Origin of the sequence: Woodsholea maritima DSM 17123, from assembly GCF_000382325.1 — a bacterium.
In the GTDB taxonomy this organism is placed as follows: Bacteria; Pseudomonadota; Alphaproteobacteria; order Caulobacterales; family Maricaulaceae; genus Woodsholea; species Woodsholea maritima.
The window spans coordinates 554,676-571,812 of sequence record NZ_KB908056.1 but is presented as its reverse complement, the minus strand read 5'-3'; the positions used below and the strand labels follow the sequence as shown (position 1 = coordinate 571,812).

The following is a 17,137-nucleotide window of genomic DNA, read 5'->3' as shown; positions in this document are numbered from 1 at the left end:
TGAATAGAAAACGCGCTGTGACGGATTTGGATCCAGCGCCGCGTCTAAAGGGGGGAGAAGATAAAGCTAAGCCGGTTGGCGGGTATGCGCGCATAAGGCGCGATAAATATCGTGGCGCGATTGCTCAATCGAGTGGAGCACACCGTGAAAGCTTGAAACGCTAAAATCCGCGCACAGTGTGGGCGTGACAGCGCCATTCAGGCCAGAGCGGATATGATCAAACAGCGCGCAGGTTTCCGCCATCGGTTCAATACCCAGCTCCAAGCCCAGAAGATCACGATAGCTGAGGAAATGGCGAATGGCCTTAGCGCGTTGGCCATTGAGGACATAGAGCCACATCAGCTCACAATGGACGGTCTCGCGATAGGGGTCTTCATCCAGGATGGCGCGGCCATAGCGCAGGGCCTCTTCATAACGTTTCTGCTCGCCCAGTCCCTGCATCAAAAGGATTTGTCCCCGGATGCGCAGGCCCATCACCCGTTCGCGCTCGCTCAAGGCCCAGTCTTCAATATCGCCGCCAAAAAGTGTGGGTTGGGTGTCATCGAGCTGGCATTGGAGTTGCCCTAATTGCTCCAGGCTTTGCGGGCTAATCTCGGCGGTTTCGACGGCGGCGCTCAGGGCTTGAATATCGGTGCGTAAACCGGGCGCGAGCATGAAACGCAAGCTGTCTTTATCTGTGAGGAGGTCGATGCCTTCGATATCTTGGAGCGCTTTTTGCAGACGCCAGACTGCAGAATTGAGCGCGTGTCGCCGTCGATCGGGATCAAGTCCCTCCCACAACAGCTCCATCAGCATATCGCGGCGCATGGGCTGGGTGGGATAAATCAGGCCATATCGCAGAATTGACAGCGACGGTCCGCTGACACTTAAGGCCAGCGCCTTGCCATCTAACCGCATCAGATGCGGGCCCATAATGTGCAATGACAAAGCCGCAACCATGGTTGCTTAGCCCCTCTCATGGATGAATGAGGCTAGTGTAAGTTCGCAAAAAAAGAGAGTCTATCCAAGGGCGAGCAAATTTACCGCTTGCATCTGATAAGTGCATGGCGGGGCAAAAAACTTTTTTGTCCGGACCTAAATACGGTAAAGGCTCTGACGTGATGGGGATCACGTCAGAGCCTTGAAAGGCCTTAAGCTTTGAATTTAGCCCACGACGTTGTGGCCGCGGCCCTTCATGCACTCGATGACGATGTCGCGGCGCTCACCGCGGGTTTCGTGCATGGCCGCTCCCCCGCCCATCAGGCCGCCCCCCAAAGCACCGTCCCAGGCGTCTTCACTGTCGCCGGTGACCAGGCCAATGGCACCGCCAACGGCGGCCCCGATCAGGGCGTCATTGCGTACATCGCCATTGAGGTAAGAGCGTTGCTGCGCCACGCCTTGGCAGGCGGCCAGATCGCTTTCATAGGTCGCGCTTTGTGGCCCATCCACGATCGGACGATAGCTGGCCCCAGAGTTTGCACAGGCTGCAGTGGAAAGGGCAATCACGCCCAAAGTGATAACAGATACGAGTTTCATGGCCCCAAGCCTTTAAAGAAAAGAGAGCCCCCATGGCTCTTGCTTGAGGGGGAGTAAACACCCCGACTAGGACGCAAAAAAGGCCCGATCAAGATTTGATCGGACCTTTTTAGGATCAAAATAAGGCAAAGTTAATATGATGTTATATGCCGTCACCCACAAAGGCTTTCTCATACACATAATCGGCCGGAGCGGCATTTGAGCCTTCTTTGAAGCCGAACTTCTCGACGATGGCGCGGGTATCGGCCAGCATCGCTGATGAGCCACAAATCATGACGCGATCACTCGTTGGATCAAGGCTAGACTCACCCAGGACTTCGAACAGCTTACCGTTTTCAATAAGATCGGTGATGCGGCCCATCAAAGGCCCATCTTCGCGGGTCACGGAAGACACATAGCGCAGCTTGCCATTGGCCATTTCGCCGACCAGCTCGTCATTCAAGACGCTCTCAACCAGATCGCGCGAATAAGTAAGCTCCGCCAAAGTCCGGCAGGTATGGGTGACGATCACTTCGTCAAAGCGCTCATACACATCTGGCTCGCGGATCAGGCTCGCGAAAGGCGCAAAGCCGGTTCCAGTGGAGAAAAAGAACAGGCGCTTTCCAGGGGTCAAGGCATCGGTGACCAAGGTGCCCACGGGCTTTTTACCCAACAGGATCTTGTCGCCTTCCTTGATGTGTTGCAGACGAGAGGTCAACGCCCCGTCAGCAACTTTGATGGAGTAAAACTCCAGCTCCTCATCCCAGGTGGGGCTGGCGATGGAATAGGCCCGCATCAGCGGCTTCTTCTCGCCCTCAAGGCCGATCATCACAAACTCACCCGCGCGAAAGCGAAAGGCTTGCGGGCGTGTGATGCGGAAAGAAAACAGAGTGTCTGTGTAATGTTTTACGGATAAGACCGTTTCTTCGTAGAAAGCGGACATGGTCTCTCTCTAGTTTTTATAGAACGCCTTAGCCGATCAGGCCGCTGGCACGGGATATGGACCGCCAGGGTGGGGTGGGTAGCCCCCGGGCCTGAAGATAGTCCGGATTATAAAGACGCCCGGCATAGCGTGATCCGCTGTCGCACAGCATGGTCACGATGGTTTTGCCAGGGCCTAGGGTTTTGGCAAGTTCGATGGCACCGGTGACATTGACGCCAGCTGATCCCCCTAAGGACAAGCCTTCTTCGGTCACCAGATCAAACAGAACCGGCAGGAAGTCTTCATCCAAGATGCGAAAGGCATGGTCTACTTTTAAATTATCCAGCTGGCCGGTGATGCGTCCCACGCCGATGCCTTCGGTGATCGAGGAGCCTTCAGAGGCGAGCGTTCCGGTGGTATAATAACTGTAGAGGCTAGCCCCTGCCGGGTCCGCCAGGCCAATGATGATGTCATCCTTGCGCGCGCGTAGAGCCTCGCTAACCCCGGCGATAGTGCCGCCGGTCCCGGCGGCGCAGATGAAGGCATCGATTTTACCTTCGGTCTGGTCCCAGATCTCCACGCCCGTCGTGGCCGCGTGAACGCCCTTGTTGGCGGGATTGTCAAACTGATTGGCCCAGATCGCCCCATAGGGCTCAGTTTCATTGAGCTTTTGGGCCAGACGGCGCGAGGTGTGCACGAAATGGTTCTCGCTGGAGAAGGGGGCCGGGTCGACCTCAATCACTTCACAGCCCAATGCCATCAAGGCTTGTTTCTTTTCCGCGCTTTGCGTGGTCGGCATGACGATGACAACGCCATAGCCCAAAGCTCCGCCAACCAGCGCCAGGCCAATTCCGGTATTGCCTGCCGTGCCCTCGACAATCACTCCGCCGGGTTTTAGCGCGCCAGAGCGTTCCGCCTCGCGGATGATACCCAGCGCGGTGCGGTCTTTGACCGAGCCCCCGGGATTAAGAAATTCTGCCTTGCCCAGGATCTCACAGCCCGTACGCTCAGACGGGCCATGCAAACGGATCAGGGGTGTGGACCCGATCAGGTCCACAATGGCAGGATTAGCGCGGGTCATCAGATGTTATGCCACTTTCGATTTGGCCGAAAAATGGATCCCGCATTCGGTTTTTTCACTGCCTGCCCAGCGACCGGCGCGAATATCTTCGCCCTCGGCCACCGGCTGGGTGCAGGGCCAGCAACCGATGGAGGGATAGCCCTCAGCCTTCATTGGGTGCTCAGGAATATCATGCTCTTCAAAATATGAAAGCACTTGATCCCGGTCCCAATCAATCAGCGGATTGACGCGGATCACCCCATCGAGCAGCTCAAAAGGTGGCAAGCTCATCCGGGTCGCACTGTGAAAGCGCTTACGGCCCGTAATCAGGGCGTCATAGCCTTTCAAAGCCCGATCCAAGGGGCGCACTTTACGAAGATCACAGCAGGCATCAGTATCGCGTTGCCAGAGGCGATTATCACTATCGTCTTCAGCGGCTTCATCCGCATCGGGAAGGATGTTGACGATATTCGTCAGGCCCAGGTGCTCGCTTAATTGATCGCGATATTTCAAGGTTTTGTCAAAATGGCGCTCAGTATCCAGGAACAGAACCGGGGTATCGGGGGCGACTTGAGACACCAGGTGCAAGGACACACCGGCCTCAGCACCAAAGGATGACAGCGTGGCAATGCGGCCCTTAAACAGGCGTGTGGCTTCACGCAGGATCTCATCGGCCGGGGCCCCGCGAAGACGCTTATTGAGGCTATCGACCAAGGCTTGCTTAGCGGCCAGCGTGCGCTTTTCTAGGGCCGTGGAGCGGCGATCATTGGAGGGCTGATAGACCTCAGAAAAGGTGGTGAGGCCCTTTTTCCAAGCCGGATCTTCAGGGTTTGAGTTCGGCGCAACGCTGTCAAAGCCAACACGGGTCAGCATACGGGCTTGATCGGGGATCAGATGACCGCTGGCGCTAACCTCACCTTGGAATTTGATATCTTCGCGCAGGCGTGCCGCAATGGAGAAGCCGCGCCCATCGGCGAATTTAGGGAAGTGAATGTCGAAGCGCTCAACGCGCGGGGCCAAGGCGCGCACGCGCTCCCAATCCACACTGCCTTCTAAACGGACATGGATATTGGCTTCATTGACCCCTTCTGCGGTGTCAAGATCCAAGGCGGGGCGGTGTTCAAGATCAATGCGCATAAACGGCTTCCTTAAAGGGGTCCAAGCCGATCCGGGCCAGCGTCGTGTTGAAGCTTTCCCCGTCCTGGCGGTGCGCAATGAAGGTACGCACGACATCTTCAATAGCTTGCGGAACCTGCTCCCCAGAGAGGCCCGGTCCCACGATCCGACCAATGGCGGCGTTTTCATTCGCAGCCCCGCCAAGGGTCAATTGATAAAACTCTTCCCCGCGCTTATCGACGCCCAATAGGCCGATATTGGCGATATGGTGATGACCGCAGGCGTTAATGCAGCCTGAGATGTTCAAGGTCAACTCCCCGGCTTCGCGGTCGAGCCCGGTTTCGCTCAAACGGTTTGAAATCGCCTGGGCAATCGGGATGGAACGCGCATTGGCGAGGTTACAATAATCAAGCCCCGGGCAGGAGATGATGTCGGTGACCAGCCCGCCATTATCAGCGTGCAGATTGGCCGCGCGTAGCGCTTCATAGACCGCAGGCAGATCGGCCTGAGGGATATGGGGTAGGACGATATTCTGTTCTTTGGTAACGCGCAGCTCATTAAGGCCATATTGGCGCGCAATCTCGGCCATGGCGAAAATTTGTTCCGCCGTGGCATCACCTGGAACCTTGCCGACGGGCTTGAGCGAGATAAGGACCGAGGCCCAGCCTTCGGTCTTATGGGCTTTAACCGAGCGTTCGGCCCAGATCTGGAACGCCTGACTTTGCGCTTTGAGGTCAAAGCCGCGCGTTTCCACCGGTGGCGGGGTGAAGAAGTTTGACACCCGCGCAATCTCTTCGGCTGGCAAGGTCAGATCCCCGCCTTGCAGCTTGGCAAATTCAGCCTCAACCTCAGCCGTGAAGGCTTCGGGTCCGGTTTCTTCAACCAGGATTTTGATGCGCGCTTTATATTTGTTATCGCGCCGACCGGCGAGGTTATAGACCCGCAAGATCGCGGTGATGTAAGCCAGCAGATCTTCAGCGATGACATAGTCATTCAGCTTCACCGCCAGGCGCGGGGTACGACCCTGACCGCCGCCCGCAAAGACTTCAAAGCCCAGCGCGCCGGCCGCATTGGTCTTTAGGCGTAGGCCAATATCATGGACCTGGATCGCGGCGCGGTCCGCCTTGGAGGCGACCACGGCGATTTTAAACTTACGCGGCAGGAAGCTGAACTCCGGGTGGAAGGTCGACCATTGACGGATCAACTCACACCACGGGCGCGGATCGGCAACTTCATCGGCGGCGGCCCCGGCATAGGGATCTGTGGTGGTGTTGCGCACGCAATTGCCCGAGGTCTGGATGGCATGCATGCCCACCCCGGCCAGCTTGTCGAGAATGTCTGGAATATCAACCAGGCGCGGCCAATTGTATTGGATATTCTGACGCGTGGTGAAATGGCCGTAGCCGCGATCATAATCGCGGGCAATCTCACCCAGGGCCTGCATCTGATCAGCGCTCAATGTGCCATAGGGAATGGCCACACGCAGCATATAGGCATGCAGTTGCAGATAGACCCCGTTTTGCAGGCGTAGCGGCTTAAACGCGTCTTCGCTCAACTCACCGGTGATGCGGCGTTTTACCTGGTCACGAAACTCGGCGACGCGTTCACGCACCAAAGTTTCATCAATTTCGTCATACTGATACATGATGAAAGCCTCTTATGCGTTTAGCTCTAGAACGGTACTGGCGCTGGGCCCGGTATTGCGGATGGTTTCGCGGATGCGTTTCTTGCCACCGGGCACCCCGGCCTCGACATCCATCGTATAGGGATCGACGACGACGCCTTCTTCGCTGAGGGCGAGTTTCAAAACGTCTTCGGCCGCAGCCGCAGTTTCAAACAGCTCAGCTTCGCTTAAATGTGCGCTCCAAGCGCCCAGGGGCGTGCGATAGACCACACGGCCATCATCCAATCGGTTTGCGGTAATCGCGAGCATTAGGCGACCTCTCTGGCAAGCGTAGACGTAAAGGTTTCACGCGCGCGGATATCGGCCTGGGCTTTGGCGACTTCCCCGACGATCAGAACGGCAGGGCCTTTGACCCCGGCATTGTGAATGAAATCGCCCAAGGCCTCCAACGTGGTGTAGAGCACGCGCTCATCGGGCAAAGTGCCTTTTTCTACGATGCAGACCGGCGTATCGGCCCGGCGACCGGCCTCGATCAAGCGGCTGGCGATCTTGTCCGCAGTGCCAACGCCCATATAGAAGACGGCGGTATGGTTTTCACTGGCCAGCGCCGCATAATCGGCATCCCGCCCACCGGGTTTAGGCTGGCCCGATACCAAGGTCACGGCCTGGGCATGATCACGATGGGTGAGAGAAACGCCCGCCTTCGCGCCGCAGGCCAGTGCCGCCGAAATCCCCGGCGTAACATAGGCCTCAATCCCAGCTTGACGGCATGCATCCAGCTCTTCTCCGCCGCGCCCAAAGATAAACGGATCACCGCCCTTCAGGCGGACAACGCGCAAACCCTTTTGGGCGTGCTCGATCATAATCTCTTCGATCTGGCGCTGGGGCACCGGGTGGTGACCCTTGGTCTTACCCACATCAATGCGGATCGCATCGCGGCGCGCACGATCGAGAACACCTTCAGAGACCAGGCGGTCATGAACAATCACATCAGCATCGCGAATAAGACGCGCGGCGCGCACGGTCATCAGCTCTGGATCGCCAGGACCGGCCCCCACGATGTGGACAATGCCTTTGCGGGTTTCATCATTGCGGTTCAAAACCTCGATCAAGGCGCGCCGGGTCGCCGGGGCATTGCCTTCAGCGGCGCGTTCGGCGGCTACACCGCGCAGCGCCTTTTCCCAATAGCGCCGGCGATCATCAACCTGCGGCAGGCGCGCCTTCACCACATCGCGTAGATCGCGCGCGGTTTGCGCCAACAGGCCGAGACCGGGAGAGAGAACTTGTTCAACCGCTGAGCGCACATCGCGCGCCAGGATGGGCGCAGCCCCGCCGGTGGAGATGGCCACGCTGACCGGGCCCCGATTGACGATGGCGGGGGTGGTAAAGTCACACAGATCCGGCGTATCGACGACATTGACCAAAGCGCCTGAGCGACGGGCCCGGCGGGCAAAATGGGTGGCTTTGGCGCGATCTTGCACGCCAATAAAGACCAAACGGGCGGGTTTTAGCGCACCCCAGGCAATCGGGCCTTTACGCACTTCGGCGCGGCTCGCCAAATCGCGAGGAATGTCGGCTTTGCGGTTGAGGGTGAACCAGATCAGACGGCAAGAGGCGGCCATGAACAAACGGGCTTTGTTTTCAGCCGCTTCACCTTCGCCAATCACGGCGATGGTCACAGTGTCCAAATTAAGCGCGGGCATAAAGGTCTGCATGCCGGGGCCTCCTGCAAAAGAATGAAGCCCTTACATAAGAGTATAGAAAAAATGATACAAACGAGTTATATTGTCCTTATTGGATAGAAAAACTAAGGTCGACCATGCCCGCTCTCCCCTCCCTTAATGCTCTGCGCGCGTTTGAAGCGGCGGCGCGCTGCGGCAGCTTTGCGCTGGCGGCGGCCGAGTTGAACGTGACGGCCGGGGCGATTAGCCAACAAATACGCCAGCTTGAAGACATGTTGGGCGTGGACTTGTTTGAGCGAACGGGCCGCAAAGTCGTGCTGACAGAGGCCGGGGCGGCGGGTCTGGATCGTTTGGGCCGGGCCTTTGAGTTGATAGGCGAAGCGGCAGAGGCCATGCGCGGTTCACGCGAAGGTGAACGCCTGACGGTCAGCCTTCCCTCGGGCTTTGCCGCGCGCTGGGTCAATCCGCGCCTGGCGCGTTTTCATGCAAATTTTCCTGATATTGAGGTCTGGATCCAGGCCAATGAGGCTTTGGCCGATATCGAAAGCGGTCAGGTCGATCTCTCCATCCGATATGGGGAGGGCGGTTATCGCGGGGTTAATGCCGAGCGCTTGATGAAAGAACAAGTCTTTCCCGTCGCTGCGCCGAGTGTGTTGAAAAGCTGTGGCATGCCCCATGCGGCGGGCGATCTTGATCAATGGCCCCTTATCCATGATCTTTCGCCGGAAACCCAGGTCGATGGAGCAGATTGGCGCAGCTGGTTTGCCTCACGCGCGGCCCATGGCGCCGATGTCGCGCGTGGGCTACGCTTTGATCAGGCCAGCATGGTGATTGATGCGGCGATTGCCGGTCAGGGTGCGATTTTAGGCCGCCGGGCGCTGGTGCAGGATTATGTCCGCGCCGGGAAGCTGGAAAGTATTTTTCCCGGCGGCAGCCTGGATGTTGGGGCCGCCTATTACGTCATTACGCCCAAGGGCCGCACGCTGAGCCGCGCAGCGCGGGCCTTCATGGATTGGATCCTGGCCGAAGCGGTTCGCTTCCAAGATGCCATGGACGAGCTTTAGAGGTTAAAGCATCTTTTTCACACTTCATGATGGCCTTAACAGTCGTGGTTAAGCATCCGCTCACCTTTTGGTCTTATTTGAATAAGATCAGTGATGGGGTTTCTTGGAGTGAGTCGATGAATATAACCCAGGTGAAAGACTGGCCCTTTTCGATAAAGTTTGCCGTCATACCGGTTATCGCCTTGATTGCTTTGGTCGCAACCGCGTTCATCGGCGTGCAGAGCCTTAACCAAGCCTCAAATGGGCGTGAGGTTATTGCTGAAACCATGGAAGCTGGCGTTCAGGTGCAAAATGCGCGTGCCCAGTTTGAGATGATCAATGGCAATGTCTATCGGATCGTCTCACAAAGCGCGGCTGACCCTAATTTAAATGTCACCGCGCAGTTTCAGCAAGTCGACCGCCAGATTGGTGAGTTGATTTCTCATCTTCAGGGCTTGCAGGGCAATGCGGTTTTAGCCTCGCACCAGGAAACGTTGACCCACACCATTGAACAATTAGAGCTATATCGCGGCGGTCTGGAAGTTGTTGGCTCAATGTTGGAGCTGGATTTCGCGGGCGCAGTGAATTTCTTGAAGCGCTTTGATGAAACCTTCGGGGTTTTAAGCTCGGACATGCAGGGCTTGGGAAATACCGCGCTTCAAGTCGCGGAAACCCAAAAAAGTGCGGAAGAAGCCAATGCCCGTACCGCGATCATGCTCTTCATGGGCACGGCCGTGGTGATCAGTATCATCCTCTTAGGTGCATCTTTTATCTTTGGCCGGATGACCAGCCAGTCTGTGGCTAAGATTGCTGAAGCGACATCATTGTTGGCGGATGGCGATTACTCGATCAACATCAAGGCGCTGGAGCGCGGGGATGAGCTGGGCGATATCGTGCGCAGCCTGGAGCTCTTCAAAGAGAAGGGCGAGGATAATATCCGCCTCCAATCGCAGCGTGAAAAAGACGTCGCGGCGCAAACCGCGCGGGCTGAAAAGATTGCTGGTCTTGTGAAGGCCTTCGATTCCACCGCGGATAAGGCCTTGGCTGCGGTGCGCCAATCGGCTGAAGCGATGGAGCTGGCCGCGAAAACCATGGTGGATGCTTCGGTCGGTACCACGGAACGCGCAGGCGAAGTGGCCCATTCCAGTGAAGCCGCATCGGGCAATGTGGGTACTGTGGCGGCTGCGGCAGAGGAGCTAACCGCGTCTGTCAGCGAGATCAATTCTCAGGTCAGCCGATCTTCTGAAATTGCTAAGCGCGCTGTCGCCGAGGTGCAGAAAACGGGTGAAGATATGGGGCGCTTAACAACGGCTGCGACCCAGATTGATGAAGTGGTCAAGATCATCAATGACATCGCAGAACAAACCAATCTTTTGGCGCTGAACGCCACGATTGAGGCCGCGCGTGCGGGTGAAGCGGGTAAGGGCTTTGCTGTGGTGGCTAGTGAAGTTAAAGCCCTGGCCAGTCAGACCGGGCAAGCCACAGAGCGCATCTCGCAACAGGTTTATGGGATCCAGGAAGCCACCAAGCAAGCCAGTGATGCCATTAAGAATGTACATGGTGTGATTGAGGAAATGGCCAATATCTCAAGCGCGATTTCAGGCGCGGTGGCTGAACAGCGCTCTGCGGCTGATGAAATTTCAAACTCAGCCCAAGCCGCCGCCAATGATACCAAGCAGGTGTCGTCTTCCATTCAATCGGTCAGCGCAGCGGCTAGTGAAACCGGGGGCTGTGCGCGCGATGTGCTCGATGCCTCGGGCCAGGTGATGCACGAAGCCCAAAACTTTGGTCAGCGCGTGCAAGACTTCTTGCGTGAAGTGCGAAGCGCTTAAGTTGATTATAATTTTAGCGAAACTCAACCCCGGTGCCCGGTGCCGGGGTTGTTATTTAAAGGTTTGAAGCTCGGCTAAGTGGGGCTGAGGGCTGAGATTTTGGGCTCACCGGGACGCGCCAGGGTCAAACGGAAGGCATTGTTGCGCCACAGCTCTTTGTCGAACTCAATGACTTGGCCGTCTTTATTGCGGGCCACGCGGCGTACATAAAGGCAAGGTGTCCCGCGTGAGACATTCAGCCAATCTGCATCATAAGATAACAGCGCCGTGGGGAACATTTCCACGGCGCTATCTTCAGCAATCTGGGCATAATCCTCACGCATGATCTTGCGGATCGAGCCATCTAGATTGCGGTCGATAATGTCTGGGAAAGTCTCTGGGCTGACATGAATGCGCTCTAATAGCATCGGCATGGAATCGATATAGCGCCGCCGTAAAATACTATAAAGCGGTGCCCCGACCGCAACGCCAAAGATCGGCGCGGTTTCAAAATCGGCCTTGATGAGTTGTTTGTCCAGGGTTTCGGTGCGGGGAATGTGATTTTGCTTGCGCACCGTATCCATGAAGCTTTCGGGTTGGGTGATGTCAAAATCCAACCGTTCAGGGGAGACAAACCAGCCCCGCCGCTCTTGGCGGAAAATGACACCTAAGGCTTCCAGCTGAAGCATAGCTTCGCGTACGGTGCCGCGTGCAACACCCATGCGATCTTGATAATCACGTTCTGAGGGTAAGCGGTCATTGGGACCAAGCTCGCGGCGTTTGATGAAACTTTCGATGTCTTCGCGTACGCGTTCGACGGGCGATTGGGGGCGGCGGGCTTTAGACCCGATGCTCGACAAACCCATTCTGACCATTCCGGCACCTAATTACGTCTTATTGTTGAGCGTTATGCAGAGCTAAGTCTTTTATGCTGGCAATCATGCATCAATTCCTACGTGTGTAAACTAAAGCTTCAGCACTTCGCGAAATGCCTTTGAATAAAAGGTGTAAAATCTTTTTAGGGTAAATTTCGTGACAATAAATTCTATTTTTAGACTCAGGTATTTCCCTTCTTAAGGGAGCTTTGAAATGGCGGCGGCCTGTTCGGGAAAGCCTAAGTGCATGGTCACTAGAGTTGAGAGTGGAGTAAAGCTGAGTTTTCTAAGAGTTAGTAAAGTAATAGGGTATTAATATAAGTATATATTTTTGTATTTTACGTTTTGGCAGTGTATGGGTAAAGGTAGATTGTTATTTCTTTAATGTAAGTTTGGAGGGGGTTCGCTCTATCGCGTTCGATGATTGCGTTCAAATGTGGATAAGTTGGATTTGTCTAATGTGTCGCACTAGCCCTTATTCAATGTATGGGTATTTTATACGTGAGATTTCCCCTTTTAGAGACACGCGATGACCGATCGTATTGAAACATTGCTCCAATTTGCTGAACGGCGTACGCCGCGCTATACTAGCTATCCAACCGCGCCGCATTTTCATGCAGGGGTTGGCGAACAGCTCTATACGCAATGGCTCAAACGGTTGAATTCGCAAAAGTCTATCTCTCTTTATGTCCACATTCCTTATTGCCGGGAATTGTGCTGGTATTGCGGGTGTAATATGCGCGCAACGCGCTCGGATGATCCGATTGCAAAATATGTTGAGGGCTTGTTGCAAGAAATTGCCTTGCTCAGCGCTCGAGTTACCCCGGATCTGCATGTGTCTCATCTGGCCTTTGGGGGCGGCACGCCAACCATTTTAAGTGATGGGCAATTTGATCAGGTGATGGGGGCGTTAAGGTCTGTATTCACGTTTGAAGACACGGCTGAACTCGCGATTGAGATTGATCCGCGCACCTTTGATGCTGAAAAGGCCAAGACCCTAGCCAAGCACGGCTTCAACCGCGCCAGCGTAGGTATCCAATCCTTTGATCCCGAGGTGCAAAAGGCGATCAATCGCATCCAGTCCTATGACATGACCAAGCGATGCTTTGATCATTTGCGAGAGGTTGGGATCACCAAGATCAATGGTGATCTCTTGTATGGCTTACCGTATCAAACCCGCGGCAGTGCCTGGTCGACGGCAGAAGCGGTGGTGAGCCTGGATCCTGATCGCTTGGCCGTTTTTGGTTATGCTCATGTGCCTCATATGAAAAGCCATCAGAATTTGATCCCGCAAGAAAGCCTTCCTGATGCCGAAGCGCGTCTGCGTCAGGAGGATGCGATCGGGGATGTGCTGATCAATGCGGGCTATCAACGCATTGGCATTGATCACTATGCTAAGCCCTATGACCGTTTAGCGGTTCTGGCTCGTGAAGGCCAGCTTAATCGCAATTTCCAAGGCTATACCACCGATGATGCCAAGACGATCATCGCGCTGGGTGCGTCGTCCATTGGGCGCACGCCTGAAGGTTATGTGCAGAACCACACCCATGTGCGTGATTGGGCGTTGAGTGTCTCTTCGGGTAAGCTCCCCATTGCCAAAGGGGTTGAATTCACGCCCGAGGATTTAATGCGCGCGGATATGATTGAGCGCATTATGTGTGACCTGCGGGTGGTGCCGGACCGAATTGCCGAAGCCCATAGTGCGGACTGCCCGGATATTGAGATTGAAGATTTGATCACGGCGGGGATCGTCAAGCGTGACAGCGGGGCTTTGGTGCTGGACCCTGATTACCGGCCTTTGGCGCGCTTGTTGGCGGCGGCCTTTGATGCCTATTTGGGCGAAGGGCGCGCCAAGCACTCAGTTTCGGTCTAAAAGTTCAGCGCAATGCAGTTTTGGGGCGTGCGATGCATGGACTTGCGCGGGTTAAGATCGTATGTCCGATAGATCGTAATCACCCTTAACTCATTATTGGACCCATGTCGCAACAAGAGACCTTCCCGCTTGATACCCGCCGGCATTCCTGCGCCCACCTAATGGCCGCTGCCATCAAAGATCTTTGGCCCACCGCCAAATTCGGTGTGGGACCGGCGACCGCGACCGGGTTCTACTATGATATTGCGCTCGATCAGCCTCTAACGACTGAGGATTTGGACGCGATTGAAAAGCGTATGAAAGAGCTGCGTAAGAAAAAAGTCCGTATTGAGCGGAGCGAGCTGGACATTGATGAGGCCATCGCCTTCATGGCCAAGGAAGGCCAGGATTTCAAAGTTGAGCTGTTGACCTTGTTGAAGGAAAAGGGCTCCACCGCGATCGCCAAGGAAACGGGCGATGATTCGGTTGTGGCCGATGGGGTCGACATCGTCAGCTTCTATAAGCTGGGCGATTTTACCGATCTGTGCCGCGGTCCGCACGTGGATACCACCGCGCAAGTGGGTCAGTTCAAGCTGCGCTCTATCGCGGGGGCCTATTGGCGCGGCGATGCCAAAAACGCACAGCTGCAGCGTATTCATGCCCTGTGCTTTGAGACCAAGGAAGACTTGGAGGCGGAGCTTTTGCGCCTGGAAGAACAGGCCAAGCGCGATCACCGCAAGCTGGGCCGTGAGCTGGGCCTTTTCACCATTGTGGATGAAGTTGGCGCGGGGCTTCCCTTATGGTTGCCCGCGGGCAATGTCTTGCGCGATGAGCTGGAAAACTTTGCTCGTCAGGAAGAGCGCAAGGCCGGCTTCCAACGCGTCTCCACCCCGCATATCACCAAGGGCGATCTTTATCACAAGTCGGGCCACTTGCCTTACTATGCTGAGGATATGTATGCCCCGATCGATGTCGACGGGCAGGAATATTATCTCAAGCCGATGAATTGCCCACACCACCATATGATCTATGCCCATGATCAATGGTCTTACCGCGATCTGCCGATCCGCCTGTCAGAATATGGTCAGGTGTATCGCTATGAGGCTTCAGGCGGGTTGTCAGGTCTGATGCGGGTGCGCGGTTTCTGTCAAAACGATGCGCATATCTATTGCCGTGAAGATCAGGCCAAGGATGAATTCCTGGCTGTGATGCACATGCACGCCTATTATTATCGCATGTTCGATATTCAAGATTTCTGGATGCGGGTATCGCTGCCTGATTTCGATAATCTTGAAAAATATGTCGATGATGTCGAGGGCTGGAAAAAGGCCATGGCCATCTTGAAAGAGGCGATGGACGAGTCGGGCTATCCTTATGAGGAAGTGGAGGGCGAGGCGGCCTTCTATGGTCCAAAAGTTGACTTCATGATCAAGTCTGTGGTGGGTACGGAATATACCATCTCCACCAATCAGCTCGACTTTATGGCGACCAAGCGCTTTGATCTGACTTATATTGGTGAAGATGGCGAGCGTCACCCGGTCTATGTCGTGCACCGTGCGCCCTTGGGCTCGCATGAGCGCTTTGTTGGCTTCTTGATTGAGCATTATGCCGGTAAATTCCCGACCTGGCTGGCCCCCACCCAGGTCATTGTGATCCCGATTGCGGACCGTCACCAAGACTATGCCGATGAGGTGCGTAAGCGCTTGTTCGCGGCCGATACCAAATCAGCTAATGGCGGTATCCGGGTTGAGACCGATTTCGCGGGCGACCGCATGCAGAAGAAAATCCGCAACGCGCAAACCCGTCAGATCCCTTATATCCTGGTGGTCGGCGATGCGGAGGCCGAGGCCGGTCAAGTCGCCGTTCGTCATCGTGATTTGGGTGATTTGGGCGCTGTGAGTGTGGATGATCTGATTGCCCATATCAGCCGTGAAATCGCGGAGCGGGTGGATACACCTATCGCCGCGCCTAAAGCTGAGGCTTAAGCGGCGGCGTGATTGGACTTGCGTAAGGAATGGGGCTCAGCGATGGGCAGGGTGAGCTGAAAGGTGCTGCCCTGTTCACCCTGGGCCTCTTGGCCTTTGGGTTTGCGCAGCTCCAGGCTGCCGCCAAAGGATTCAGCGATTTGGCGACAAATCGGCAGGCCAATTCCGCTACCATGGGCCTGATCTTGGGCTTCGGGCAAGCGGGTGAAAAGGTCAAAGACTTTTTCATGATATTCAGGCGCAATCCCGATGCCATTATCGCGCACGGTTACAATGGCTAAGCCTTTGACGACCTCGCCTGTGACCGAAACCTCCAGCGGCTCTGCGCTATGATATTTCAGGGCATTGTCGAAGAGGTTGTGGAAGACCCGTTGGATCTGGACCTTATCACCGACCACATCGGGTAGGTGATCCAGATCAATGTTTAGCGTGGCCCCGACGCTGTCATAGCCGAGGGGCTCTGCGGCCAGTTCTGCGCAATCTTGAAGACTGCAATGGGCGTGGGTGTGCTCTTGATTGCCCAGCATGGTGTAATCGAGAAGACCATCCAGCATGGCTTTAAGCCGATCTGCGGCGCGGTCTAATTCATCGAGATAGACGAGATCTTCGTGCAGGGCTGTCACTTGCATGCGCGATTTGACGATGCGGCCAAAGCCCTGCAAATGGCGTAAAGGCGCTTTGAGGTCATGGGCCACCGCCACCGAGAATTGACGCAGCTTGGCATTGGCGCGCTCTAGCGATTGCTGGTGCATTTTACGCTCTTGGATCGAGCTTAATGTCAGGGTGAAGCCTTTCTGCCCGGTCGCCACAGCGGTAATGCGATACCAGGTATCAAGCCCGTTTTGCGTAAAAGCTTCTTCAAAATCGGTGGGTTTTCCCGTTTCTGCGACTTGGCGGAAGCGCTCAAACACGCCCAAGTCTTCAGCCTGGGGGAAGGCCTCTAACAGGCGCGCATCGTGAAGATCTTCTTTGGGGCGATCTAAGATCCGCTCAAAGGCGGGGTTGTATTGAACCAGTTTATAATCTTCGATGTCGCCGCGAAAATTGCGAATAGGCTCAAAGCTGGCAATGGCATCGACCGAGGCGGTCAGAATGGATTCATTGCGTTGTTTCAGCTTTTCAATTTCGTGGACCCGCGTTTCCAGCTTGGCGGCATAATAGCTGCGCGTCAGGGCCGCATAGGCGAGGGTCGCAAACCGGTCAAGCTGGGCCAGAGCGCTTTGTCCGATCCGGCGGGGCTTACTATCCGCGATCAATAAAGCCCCAATGGCTTGGCCGTCTTCATTGATTAAAGGCGCGCTGGCATGAAAGCGAACCCCGCGCGGCACCCCATGAGGGGGAGGCGGACGCTGACCGCGAATATCGCGCACACTGCTGGCGCTGGACGCTTCAATGACGGGTAGGATGAGGTAGGCAGCGCGTTCAGCATCAAATCCGACAATACCGGTTTTACCGGCAATATAAGGCTCACCTTGTTCTAAAAGAACGATCATCACGACGGGGGTGCGAAACTCACTGCCCAGGGTTTCGACCAAAGTGGTCAAAACGGGATCGTGACCCAGACCGCGATAGCTGGGCGGTGCCTTAACCTCTGGCTTGTCACTATCCGGCATAATGGTTTCCGAACGCAAATATTGAATGCATTCAAGTTATGAGGAATTCCTCTTAAAAAG

The 17,137-nt window shown here is 55.6% G+C and carries 14 protein-coding genes; 4 read left to right on the top strand and 10 right to left on the bottom strand.

Annotation, left to right across the window (positions count from 1 at the left end; all coding sequences use genetic code 11):
* Nucleotides 1–66: 66 nt before the first annotated feature.
* From H151_RS0102730 to cysG, 8 genes are all read right to left on the bottom strand, one after another.
* Entirely contained in the window at nucleotides 67–939 is an 873-nt protein-coding gene (locus tag H151_RS0102730; protein WP_019960094.1) for an AfsR/SARP family transcriptional regulator, read from the bottom strand.
* Between the two features lie 204 nt (nucleotides 940–1,143).
* Nucleotides 1,144–1,515, bottom strand: a complete 372-nt coding sequence (locus tag H151_RS0102725; protein WP_019960093.1) for a glycine zipper family protein — start codon at nucleotides 1,513–1,515, stop codon at nucleotides 1,144–1,146.
* A 142-nt stretch (nucleotides 1,516–1,657) separates the two neighbouring features.
* The gene (locus tag H151_RS0102720; protein ID WP_019960092.1) at nucleotides 1,658–2,437 is read right to left on the bottom strand and encodes a ferredoxin--NADP reductase; all 780 of its coding nucleotides are present in this window, start codon (nucleotides 2,435–2,437) and stop codon (nucleotides 1,658–1,660) included.
* Nucleotides 2,438–2,465: 28 nt separating this feature from the next.
* Nucleotides 2,466–3,497: a cysteine synthase A gene (locus tag H151_RS0102715; RefSeq protein ID WP_019960091.1), complete on the bottom strand. Its 1,032-nt coding sequence runs from the start codon at nucleotides 3,495–3,497 to the stop codon at nucleotides 2,466–2,468.
* Nucleotides 3,498–3,503: 6 nt separating this feature from the next.
* Nucleotides 3,504–4,613 carry a phosphoadenylyl-sulfate reductase gene (locus tag H151_RS17290; RefSeq protein ID WP_019960090.1) on the bottom strand — a complete coding sequence of 370 codons (1,110 nt, stop codon included), beginning with the start codon at nucleotides 4,611–4,613 and terminating at the stop codon, nucleotides 3,504–3,506.
* Nucleotides 4,603–6,237 (bottom strand): nitrite/sulfite reductase, encoded by a 1,635-nt coding sequence (locus tag H151_RS0102705; RefSeq protein ID WP_019960089.1) that lies wholly within the window; start codon nucleotides 6,235–6,237, stop codon nucleotides 4,603–4,605. The genes H151_RS17290 and H151_RS0102705 overlap by 11 nt, the downstream gene beginning before the upstream one ends.
* Before the next feature lie 12 nt (nucleotides 6,238–6,249).
* Nucleotides 6,250–6,525, bottom strand: a complete 276-nt coding sequence (locus H151_RS15275; RefSeq protein ID WP_019960088.1) for a DUF2849 domain-containing protein — start codon at nucleotides 6,523–6,525, stop codon at nucleotides 6,250–6,252.
* The gene (cysG, locus tag H151_RS0102695; protein WP_019960087.1) at nucleotides 6,525–7,931 is read right to left on the bottom strand and encodes a siroheme synthase CysG; all 1,407 of its coding nucleotides are present in this window, start codon (nucleotides 7,929–7,931) and stop codon (nucleotides 6,525–6,527) included. Before cysG ends, H151_RS15275 begins: the two co-directional genes overlap by 1 nt.
* A 104-nt stretch (nucleotides 7,932–8,035) precedes the next feature.
* Between cysG and gcvA the strand changes: the two genes are divergently transcribed.
* Together gcvA and H151_RS16795 are read left to right on the top strand one after the other, a co-directional pair.
* On the top strand, nucleotides 8,036–8,962 hold the full coding sequence (gene gcvA / locus H151_RS0102690; RefSeq protein ID WP_019960086.1) for a transcriptional regulator GcvA: 927 nt from the start codon (nucleotides 8,036–8,038) through the stop codon (nucleotides 8,960–8,962).
* A gap of 116 nt (nucleotides 8,963–9,078) precedes the next feature.
* Entirely contained in the window at nucleotides 9,079–10,773 is a 1,695-nt protein-coding gene (locus H151_RS16795; RefSeq protein ID WP_169336697.1) for a methyl-accepting chemotaxis protein, read from the top strand.
* A gap of 74 nt (nucleotides 10,774–10,847) precedes the next feature.
* Here H151_RS16795 and H151_RS15265 read toward each other — a convergent pair whose 3' ends face one another.
* Entirely contained in the window at nucleotides 10,848–11,627 is a 780-nt protein-coding gene (locus tag H151_RS15265) for a GntR family transcriptional regulator (RefSeq protein WP_083918378.1), read from the bottom strand.
* A 529-nt stretch (nucleotides 11,628–12,156) separates the two neighbouring features.
* On the opposite strand from H151_RS15265, the gene hemN reads away from it, so the two are divergent.
* Nucleotides 12,157–13,500 (top strand): oxygen-independent coproporphyrinogen III oxidase, encoded by a 1,344-nt coding sequence (gene hemN, locus H151_RS0102675; protein WP_019960083.1) that lies wholly within the window; start codon nucleotides 12,157–12,159, stop codon nucleotides 13,498–13,500.
* A 104-nt stretch (nucleotides 13,501–13,604) separates the two neighbouring features.
* Nucleotides 13,605–15,464, top strand: a complete 1,860-nt coding sequence (gene thrS / locus H151_RS0102670) for a threonine--tRNA ligase (protein WP_019960082.1) — start codon at nucleotides 13,605–13,607, stop codon at nucleotides 15,462–15,464.
* Here thrS and H151_RS0102665 read toward each other — a convergent pair.
* Nucleotides 15,461–17,077 (bottom strand): sensor histidine kinase, encoded by a 1,617-nt coding sequence (locus H151_RS0102665; RefSeq protein ID WP_019960081.1) that lies wholly within the window; start codon nucleotides 17,075–17,077, stop codon nucleotides 15,461–15,463. The genes thrS and H151_RS0102665 overlap by 4 nt on opposite strands.
* Nucleotides 17,078–17,137 lie beyond the last annotated feature (60 nt).